Here is a 10,232-nt window from a genome sequence, read left to right as displayed (position 1 = left end):
AGGATCCCCTGCAGGCAGCGCCGATCATCCAGTGGCGGGCGGCCGATCCTGCGAAGCCGCTGCTGCCGCACCGGCAGCAGCGGCTCCATCCGGCCTCACAGGTCATCCGACACCAACCACGGCGGTCTCTTCCCCACGGCCTACTCAACGAGCCGATGGACGAACAGACATGGGCACAACGCCGTTCTGTTAGCTCCTCTTAGTTGTTCGCGGACGCCGAAGCCGAACCTCCTGGCCGCCGCCCAGCTACTCATCGGCGACTCAACGTCCGCCCAGTCGGTGGCCGCCGACCTGGCCGGCTCGGGTAACGGCCCCGGGACGTGCCTTCGTCGGCCTATCATCTCCCCTACCTGGCCTCTTGGCCGCGCCCCAGTCGTAGGCGATTTCCGCGAGCACGCCCCACCGCCACGACCGGCATTTCCGGCATGCCGCCACAGGCGTGTACCGGATCACCGGTGCAATCTACAGTCGACACCGACCGGACCAGAAGAAAGACATGTTGAGCTTCCATACGCTGGTCGCCGACCTGTCGATGGCGGCGCGGTTCGCCCACGTGGCGGCCGATCCCGGCCGCAGACGCTGCGCCGCCGCAACTGGCTACTCCCGGTGCGGGAGTAGCCAGTTCTGTCGGTTCGACCACGTCGACGGGAAGGCTCGCTACGTGACGCTGACAATTGCGACTCCGTCGCGTCACCGGCGCGCCCAACGCGGGCCGCGGTAGTTGATGTCAGCGTAGACTGACATCAACTACCGCGGCCCGCGTCTGACCGCCTGTCACCACGCTCACCGCGCCGTTCTTCGGCCCCGTCACAAGCGCCCTCACGGACGTGGGCGGTGCCCTGCAGCCCTGTCGCTGCGGCAAGCGCCACGAACCCACGGACGCGCTGCTCGGCACGCCGCTGGACCCGAAGACCTACGAGTAAGTACCCGGCGCGGTACTGTTCAGCGCCCACTCTGGAGCCCTGTGGGCGCGCTTCACGATCTACCTGCGCCGCGAGATCGCTATACCGCCTGCACGAACCGCTACCTCATCCCCGGCCTCGGCAAGAGGAAGCTCGCCACGCTCACCGCCAAGACGTCCACGCAATGGCTGAACGGGCTCCGGACCACCTGCCAGTGCTGCGCACGCGGCCTCGACGCCGCCCGCAACCAGCCTCGCTGCTGCGCGACCGGCACGTGCTGCGGCAAGCAGCTCTCCCCGCTGACCCTCGCCTACAATCCACTCCGTGCTCAAGTCCGCCCTGGAGCACACTGTGCGAGAGGACGAGATCCCGCGCAACGTCGCCCGCAACGTCCTCACCGACACACCCCGGCCCCGCCTCTTCGAACGTCTCACCACCGACGAAGCCCGCACCTTCCTCACCCCCGCCCAGGGCCACCGCCTCCACGCACTGTTCGAACTCGCCCTCCGCACCCGGACTCCGCAAAGGTGAACTCCTCGGCCTGCGCTGGGAAGACCTCGCCGGAACCGCCAGCATCCGCCGCACCCTCCAGCGCACCGACTCCAGCGGACTGACTGCCCTGCCCACCAAGACGCAGAACTCGGAGCGGCGGACCGCACTGCCGACGCCATGCCTGCGCTCCTCTAACAACACCGCAGCCGATAGTTCCAGGAATGCGAAGGGGCACGTGCGGAGGCTCCACGGGCAGCGATGGTGCTGCCGTCTGCGGTCAGCGAGTGATCGACTGCCGCAATGTCCTTGGTCGGGTGACATTCTATGCAAAAGTGGCCCACCAGTAGGTAGGTGGGCCACTTTGCATTGTTGGGGCTAAATGAACGGCCCGTCCAAGACTTCGAACGAACAGTCCCGTGACAAAATGTACTGCTTAGAATAGCTGTTTGCCGCGTCGTGGATCGACCGGACTGACCATTCATCCGGACCCGGATCCAGATCCAGGGTGAATAGGCCGTCTTCGTAGCCGATCTTCAGGCCGTCGGAGAGAACCTGCAAGGGGTATGCGAGACTCTCGGCAAGACGATACTCGGTCAAGCCACGCATAGCGATTCTTACCAGTTTCCAGCCAAACAGGCGACTATTTTCCACCCCCTCCCCTTGGCTCGTGCGGTCCAGGGCCTGGACCTCTACCTCGATGGTGCGGGCAGCTCGCTCGCCCCGCGGGAGGAATATGGAAATATGGGTAATGACACCGTCTTCGAACCCCAGGAACCTCTCAAGGAATTCTGGAATGGATTCCTGGGAGAGATGGACTCCAGTCATTCTTCTCGCTCAATTCCGGGGTCGGAGATTCCAGCCTGGCGGCAAGTTGGATTCTGGAATATGGGGAGCGCCTGCGCCATGCCCCCCACCGGGCGTCCCTGGAGGATCGATCACGTGACCGTGGGGTCCACCCGTGCCATGATCCTTGAAGTCGAAATGGCCAACCGCGTTTCCGTCCTTGTCAAATATCGTGTTCTGTACAGGGGTGCCATCCTTTCCTGTTCTTGTGTATACAGAGTCCGGCGTTCCGCCAGTCCACGGAGGCCTTGCCGTTCCGGAAGAATATCCCCCCAGCGGCTCGGTACCCTCGCCACAGGGGTTGTAAGGGGTGGCCCCTGTGTTGTGAACCAGGACCGGCGTCTGCCCCGCCAGCACATAGTACGTGTGGAGCTCTGCAACCGTCAGGTTGTGGGCGACCTGTGGTTGCGTCGTGTAAGTGCGGGTCGCGACGACCACGAGCGTCCCGTGGTCCGGCGTGAGGAGGCTATGACCTGTCTGAAGATCCTCGGCGAGGACCCACTGCCGGGCGGTGTCGTCCCAGTAGGGATGATGGGCGGTGGATACGAGGTTGACGGGGGCGCTCGAGGGTCCTTCCGTGCCAGATGCTGACAGAGTGAGTTCTGTGAACCGCGTGTCGTCAGGGGTGACGATCTTGTCGGTGACCGTCTTTCCTGCCGTCTGACCGGATTGCGGATCTGTAGCCGCAACGATGTCACCAACACCGATATCCCCGATCGGCTTGGTGCTTCCGTCGGCCATGAGAACAAGGGTGTCCGGCGGGAAGCTGTCGCAGGAAGGTCGGCTTCCCACAGACTTCGATGCCGGTCGGACGGGCTTCGATGTCGGTCGGCCGATGGGCTTGGCAGCAGCAGCTGCTTGAGCGCTGGAGGCGCCGTTCACCACCTGGCCAGGGCCGAATGGGGCGAAGTTGTCTATCTCCCAGCCCATCCGCTGGTCCCAGAGGGTGTTGTAGACGTTGGACTTGGAGCACGCGGCCACGACCTGGCAGGCGTTGAGTGCCGCCGCTCCGTACTGGACCCGGTCCTCCTCCTGCGCTCCAGGCTTGCCGAAGCGAGTGTGGTCCCTGAAGAGGTTGTCGAGGTTCTTGACGGTCTGCTTCAGAACGCTCTGGTAGTCCGGGATTTCAGGGAACCCGATGTCCCCGGGAAGATAGGCCAGCACGGACTTACTGATCTCGACATTCCAGCTGCCGTCCTGGAGACCCCAGGCCTCGTTGACGAGATGACCGTCCGTCGTCCGGCATGCCGCCGTACCACCGCAGGTGCCGTCAGGGCGTAGTCCGCTGGGGTCGGAGAGGTTGACGGGGTCGTTGTTGCTGTAGCTGTAGCCGTTGATCTGCTGCGGATCGGCGAGGTCGAGAATGGGGTCCACCGAGATGAAGCGGCCGTTGGCCGCGTCGTACTCACGGGCTCCGAGGTGGGTGAGGCCGGTGGTGGCGTCGTTGGTGCCACCGACGAAGCCGCGTTCGGTGGGCCAGGAGGCGGGTTTCTTGCCGCGGGGAGTGCCGAACGGGGTGGTGTCGCCTCGGGTGTAGGCGAGGTTGTCGGCACTGATGGTGAGTTGGGCGGTTCCCTGGTGGTCGTTGATGAGGTAGTTGAGGCTGCCGTCGGAGCCCCTGACGAGGGTGACGGCGCCGGCGGTGATGTAGCGGGTGCCGGTGACCTTGTTGGTGGTCTTGTCGAGCTTGAGCTCCTGACCGTCCAGGTAGAGGGTCACCGAGCCCGGCTCACGGCGCAGGAGGCGGTTGCCGTTGGCGTCGTAGAGGAAGGTCGTGCTGTTGCCCGCGGTGGTGGACTTGGCGAGGTGGCCCTCGGCGTCCCATTCGAGGGCTTGGTCGCCGTCGGCGGTGACGCGGCGGACGGTGTTGCCGGCCTCGTCGTAAGTGAAGGTGTCGGTGCGGGCGCCGGTACCGGTGGTGTCGACGCGGTTGAGGGCGTGGGGTCGGGTGCCTCCGGGGGCGGGGTAGGTGGAGGTGCGCTGGCTCTGGTCGGTCTGCGGGTTCTCGGGGGTCTGGGTGAGTTGGCTCCAGGGCAGCCAGCTGCCGGTGCTGTAGGCGCGCTTGGTGTAGTTGAGGGTTCCTCCGGCGAGCGCGATCAGCTTCAGGTCTCCGCCTGAGCTGACGACTGCCGCGGACGAGGGCTGGTTGAGCTGGCCGACGACCTGGCTGACGTTGCCCCAGCCCGCCCAGGTGGCGTCGGGCTTGCGGATGGTGTGCCAGATGTTCCCGCCGGCGATGGCGGCGACTTCGAGGCCGGCACCTGTCGCGGTCGCGGTGACGCCGGTGGGCGAGCTGAGAGCGCCGGTAGCGCCGTAGACGTCGCCCCACTTCTGCCAGACGCCGTTGCCGAAGCGGATGGTGTGCCAGAGCCTGTCGCCCGCGAGCACGATGACCTCGAGGCCGGAGCCGGTGGCCGCGCTGGTGACGCGGCTGGCTCCGGTGAGGCTGCCGGTCTCGCCGTAGACGTTGCCCCAGGTCGCCCAGTTGCCGTCGGGCTTGCGCAGGGTGTGCTTGAGCACGCCGTCGGAGAGGGCGAGGACCTCCAGCCCGGAGGCGGTGGCGGACAGGGACAGCTGGCTGGGGTTGGCGATGGACCCGACCACGCTGGTGACGTCGCCCCAGCCTCCCCACGTGCCGTCGGCGCCGCGCAGGGTGTGCCAGACCCTGCCGCCGGCGACGGCCATGATCTGCAGGGTGTTGTCGGCCCAGGCCGCCGCGACGTAGTCGACGGGGGCGGGCAGGGGCCCAGCCTGGGTCCTGTGCAGGTTCTCGAAGTTGGCCCACGTGCCGTCGGCACGCTGCTGGGCCAGGTAGACCTGGCCGTCGGAGATCGCCACGGCGCTGGTCTGGCCGTCACCGGCGATGGCGACGGAGCTCACCTTGGTGGTGTCCATCAGCGGGCCGGGGGCGGCGCCGAAGGACCGGTTGGTCGCCTGGGTCCGGTTGCCGGCCGCGTCGTAGGTGTAGCTGCTCCAGTACGGGTCCACGCCGCCGACATGCGGGTCGCTGGCGGGTGTCGGCTTGGCGACGCAGTCGTCGGTCGCCGACCAGGCGTTGGTCAGACGCTGTGCGAAGTCGTACGTGTAGCACTGGGTGTCCGTGACCGCGGCGTTGTCGCGGGCGTCACGGACCCGGGTGATGTTGCCGACCGGGTTGTAGGTGTAGGTCTTCTTGTCGAGGGTCTGCGGTCCGCTCTTCTCCCGGTCGGTCTGGACCAGGGCGAGTCGCTGGGTCGCGTCCTCGTAGACATAGGTCTGGACCGCCCTGGAGCCGATGTCACCGGTGACGCTCTGCTGAAGCTGTCCCAGAGGCGAGTAGGAGTTGCCGAGCGAGTACACCCGGCTGCCACTCACCGAGGTGGGCAGACCCAGCGGCGTGTGCTCGTGGTGGATGGCTTCCTGGGGGAGTCCGCCCCCGGCCGGGTAGGTCGTGGTGTCCACCAGGCCGGTGTTGGGCGTGTAGGTCTGGGCAGTGGTGTAGGTGCCGGCGAGGGCTCCCTCGCTGTCCGGGATCGTGACGGTGCTACCCAGCGGCCGGCCCGCGCCGTCGAATCCGGTGACAGCGGTGGTGTAGGCCTTGCCGTTCTCGAAGCGGGTGCTGCCGGTGGCCATGCCGTTGCTGCCGGGCAGGGTGTCGTAGGCCCACTCGGCGAGCTTGGTTCCACTCGTGGAGCTGTCGAACATCGCCGTGTTGCGGCCGAGGATGTCGTAGGCGTACGCGAGCGTCCTGCCCCGGGCGTCGGTGACAGTGGCCACCGTGCCGTCCGGGTTGTAAGTGCTGGTGGTGGTGCCCCTGTCCGGGTCGACGGCCTTGGTCTGACGGCCGAGCAGGTCGTATTCCCAAGTCCAGGCGTTGCCTGCGGCGTCGGTGACTCGGGCCAGTTCGCCAGCCGGGTTATAGGAGTACTTCAGGGCCTCGTACGCCGACGCCGGGGCGTCGTAGTCCGGGCTTCCGGCCTTGTAGTGCCGCATCTCGGACGTTCGACCGTAGGCATCGGTGATCGTGAGCGTGGGTGTTCCGCCGTCGGGCGGGGTCGTGGCCACCCAGTTCACGCCATAGCGCGTGGTGGAACGCCACTTCTCGACGTTCAGCGACTTGAAGATGCTGGCGGTCGGGCGGTCGAGGCCGTCGAACTCGGTCTCCGTCTGGGAGGGGACCTTGTTGTCCAGGCCGATCCACAACGCCGCTTCCGGCGCCCCGTCGGCATGGTACGCCGCGTTCACGCGGTAGACCCGCCCATGGCTGTCGTAGAAGCTGTCAGTGATGTTGCGACCGCCGTTGTGGGCCGTGCTGCCTCCGTGCGCCTCCTCCTGGACCTGGCGCGGGCGCAGCAGGCCGTCGTACAGGGCGATGCTGGTGCGGTAGTCGCCGCCTTCCAGCAGGGTCCTGGTCGTGACGGCGGGCTGCTTGCCCGGCTCGATGGTGTAGGTGTAGGTCGCGTCGGGTGAGGCGTTCTTGTCCCGACCCGGGTTCCAGACGGCCGTGGTGCGGCCGAGGGAGTCGTAGTCGACGTGGGTGGTGCGGTTGTTGGCGTCGACGACCTTCACCGGGAGTGCGCGCAGGCCGTCGTAGGTGGTGGTGGTCGTGAACTGCTTGGGGTTGGTGGACTGAACGACAGTGGCCTGAGAGCCGCTCGCCGGGGTGTAGGACGTCGTGGTTTCCGCGTTGTTGACGTCCTTGACGGAGGTTGCACGCCCGTACGGGTCGTACGCGGTGGTGGTGACCGTCAGGTAGTGCGGGGTGGTGCCGTCGTAGCGGTCCAGGGCCTCCGTCGTGGTGGCGTAGCCCTTGCCCGGTTCCGGCGGGGATCCAAGGGGTCTGCTGTCGTAGGCCGTCCTGGCTTCGCTCGTGACGGTCGCCGGTGTGGCGTTGGTCGAGCAGAGCGTGCTGCTGGTCTGGACGGATTGCGGGTAGGCGATGAGCCAGTTGATGGTGTCCGGGGTGACGTAGGTGGTGCGGGTGCACTGTTCGTCACCGGTGACGTTCGTGTCGCCTTCGTCGGAGACCGTCGTGGTCTGGCCGTAGCCGTCGAAGGTGCGGCTCTCGCGGAGCGTGCGGGCCGTGCTGCCATCCGGCTGGAGCACGTTGGTGGTCACGCTCTCGGTGCGGACCATCGTGGCGGTCACCGGGGGCAGAGCCGTGGCCTCGGGCCGGTTGGGATCACGGGGCAGAGACGCGGTGGGCTTGCCGTCCTTGCTGGGCAGGGCCTTCACCGCCCGGCTCGCGGTTCCGTGGAGCCATGGGTTGTTGACCGTGCTGGTGAGGGGCTTTCCTCCGTCCTGGTCGTAGACGATGCTTTCGCGGGCGAAGCCGGCGAGTTCGTTGCTGTCCGTGATTCCCTGGAGGGGGCTGACGGGCCGGGGCTGGCCGTTGGCGAGGGTGTCGCCGTCCATGCCGCGGAAGTAGACGGCCTCGGTCAGGCTCTTGTTGGAGTCGCCGACGCGGGTGCGGACGCGCTGGTAGCCGCGGAAGTCGTTCCAGGTGCGCTCCTTGTCCGGCGTGAACTCGGAGGTGTCGCGCCGCCAGGCGGCCCCGTCGAGGTACTCGTAGCCGGTGACCTTGTCGGGGGATCCGGATCCGGCCACCAGATCGTGCTCGGTGACCTTCTCCACGAGGTACTTGTGGAACCAGTCGAGGACCGGGTCGACCGCGCCCTCCGGAGTCCACCAGGACGGGTAGCAGCGCCTGGTGTTGCTGTCCGGGGCGGGCAGGGCGCCTGCGACGCAGTCGATGTCGGTGTACTTGATGTCGGTGTTGGAACCGGTCTCGGAGGTGACCCGGTTGACCCGGTACCGGTTCATCGGCGGACGACCCTCGGCGGAGTCCACCCGGTTGGGGCGCAGGTCCCCGCCGAAGGTCACCGGCTGGAGCGTCTGCTGGGTGGCGCCTGCCTTGGCGGTGCGGGTGATGGACTGCAGCCACAGGGCCCGGCCGCCGCTGTCGCCGGTGGCGGGGAAGTACTGGTCCAGGGCCCAGGCGTCGATGTCCCGGTAGCTGCCGTTGGCCTGCAGGGCCTGCGTGCTGATGCCGGTCAGGCGCCTCTTGGACCAGAAGGTCGGGGCGCCGTTGCGGCAGTCCTGGCCCGTGTCGCAGGACTGGTCGACCGGGGTGTCGTACCAGTTGGCGGCGTTGGCCTTGGTGAAGGAGCAGTCGGTCGCCACGCACCGGTCAGTGGTGGAGAAGGTGACCTTGCCGGCGGGTGACGCGTTGTAGACCTGGCCGGCCCGGTGGCCGTACTCGATGCGGTTCAGCGTGACAGCGCGGGTATACACCGCGTCGGCCTTGGGGGTACTGGTGGTGGCGCCGATGTTCTTGGCGTAGGCGTTCTTCTCCTGGTCGTAGAAGTACGTGATCGCATTGCCGTGCGGATCGACGACATAGTCCAGCTGCCAGCGCCAGGCCCGGTCGCGCGAGGAGTCCTTGAACGCCTGCGCGTAGCCGGGCTCGTCGGGCTGGTTGCCGAAGACGGGCACGGTCAAGGCCGCACCGGTCTCGGGCTTACCCGCGCTCCATCCGGGCAAGCGGTTCTTGCCAAAGAGGTACTGGGTGCCGTCGGTCGTGGTGAGCTTCCAGTACTCGTTGTCGGTATCACCGTTGGCGGTGTCCGAAGCGTTGCCGTTGAGCTTCTCGACCCGCGAGCCGTCATCGTTCGATAGCTTCCAGGTACCGGAGGCATCGTCGCGCACTAGAGCGGAGCTTCTGCCGTTGAGCGAGACCGTTGCGTTGTCGGACTTCCAGCACAGGTCACCGCCCGTGGCGGGAGCGTTGCTGCCCGAGCCCTTGTCGCCCGCACAGGCGGTGTAGCTGCGCTCGATGAAACCGGGGTTGTAGTCCCAGCCGTCACCGATCCACGAGGACTGGTTGTTGGTCGACGCGGTGCGCCCGTCGATGGCCGCGGACGAGTAGCCGAGAGCGATCTTGGGCACCATGCCGCCGGGAGCCGGAGGTACCTGGACGGGATAGGACCAGCCGAAGGAGCCGGTGTTGCCGCTCACGGACCAGGTGCTGGACGGGGCGAGTGAGGTCGCCTTGTAGTCGCCCTCCGGCCCCGAGGCCCCGGCCGTGGCGGCCAATACCGTCGTTCCGGCGACCGACGTGCTCGCCGCCTGGGCAAGAGACGCCTTGACGGCGCCGCCGGAGGAAGTCTGACCAGCGGGAGCGGCCACCGCGACGTCCGCCGTGAGGGTCCCGGCTTCGGTGTCGTTCGAGGCGGCCAGCGGCGTGGCCGTGCGGCACTGCGGCTGCTCCGGTGTGGTCAGCGCGCACGCGGGCAGCTGGACGAAGGTCAGACGCGAACCCCAGTCGGCCCCGAACGACTCACGGAAGGCCTTGTAGTCCAGCTGGACGCGCGCCGTGTCCGGCGTGGCGTTACCCACCACCGGTTCGAGGTTGACCAGGACACCGTCGAGACCCACCCTCGCCGCGGCGGCCCGGTCCGACAGGCCCACCCGGACCTTGGACTGCCCGCCAGCCGCCGGATCCTGCCCAGTGGACGCCACGGTCAGCGGCAGGCCTGGCGCCTTCGCCTGCGGGGAAGGCTTCTGCGCCGAGGCCGCTGGCAGGTCGAGCTCGGCTTTCCCCGGCTTGGGCCAGGCCGCCGCCGGAGGTGCGGTCGGGGGCTGAGGCGCCTTCGGGTGTTCCGCCTCGACCTTCGCGAGCGGAACCGACTCGGTGTGCTGGACGGGCGGCAACTTGAACTCGTTGTCGGCCGCTACCGCGAGGGCGGGAACCTGTACGGCGGCGGCTATCAGAGCCGTTGCCGCGATGGTCGCGACTCTACGAAGCACTGGGCGTGTTATTGATTCGGACCGCCGCTTTCGCGGCCCGGGCGGTGAGCCCGCTTCGGATGGAAGCATCCGTTCATTCCTCTGGGTCGTGTCGTGCGGGTGCGATCGCACCCGGCGGGACGCTACCAAGGACATCCGACGGGACGTCGGTTGATTGTTCGCCACAAGCCCGGCCCAGGTGGCATTTATCTCTCTTTTATAACTCCT

Annotated in this window: 2 protein-coding genes and 1 pseudogene; 1 reads left to right on the top strand and 2 read right to left on the bottom strand. The window is 67.3% G+C overall.

All coding sequences use genetic code 11. The features are described from left to right. Positions 1-997: 997 nt before the first annotated feature. Positions 998-1,584 (top strand): annotated as a pseudogene (locus ACZ7RU_RS35195) (site-specific integrase); the annotation flags it as partial. Between the two features lie 185 nt (positions 1,585-1,769). On the opposite strand, the gene ACZ7RU_RS35190 reads toward ACZ7RU_RS35195, so the two are convergent. Continuing rightward, positions 1,770-2,219 carry a hypothetical protein gene (locus tag ACZ7RU_RS35190; RefSeq protein ID WP_470345073.1) on the bottom strand — a complete coding sequence of 150 codons (450 nt, stop codon included), beginning with the start codon at positions 2,217-2,219 and terminating at the stop codon, positions 1,770-1,772. Positions 2,220-2,228: 9 nt separating this feature from the next. Beyond that, positions 2,229-10,025 (bottom strand): polymorphic toxin-type HINT domain-containing protein, encoded by a 7,797-nt coding sequence (locus tag ACZ7RU_RS35185; RefSeq protein ID WP_470345072.1) that lies wholly within the window; start codon positions 10,023-10,025, stop codon positions 2,229-2,231. Between the last annotated feature and the right edge of the window lie 207 nt (positions 10,026-10,232).

The sequence above is a fragment of the Kitasatospora sp. NPDC114501 genome, assembly GCF_055633695.1.
Note: the sequence above shows the minus strand (reverse complement) of the source record. Positions and strands in the feature narration are given on the sequence as shown.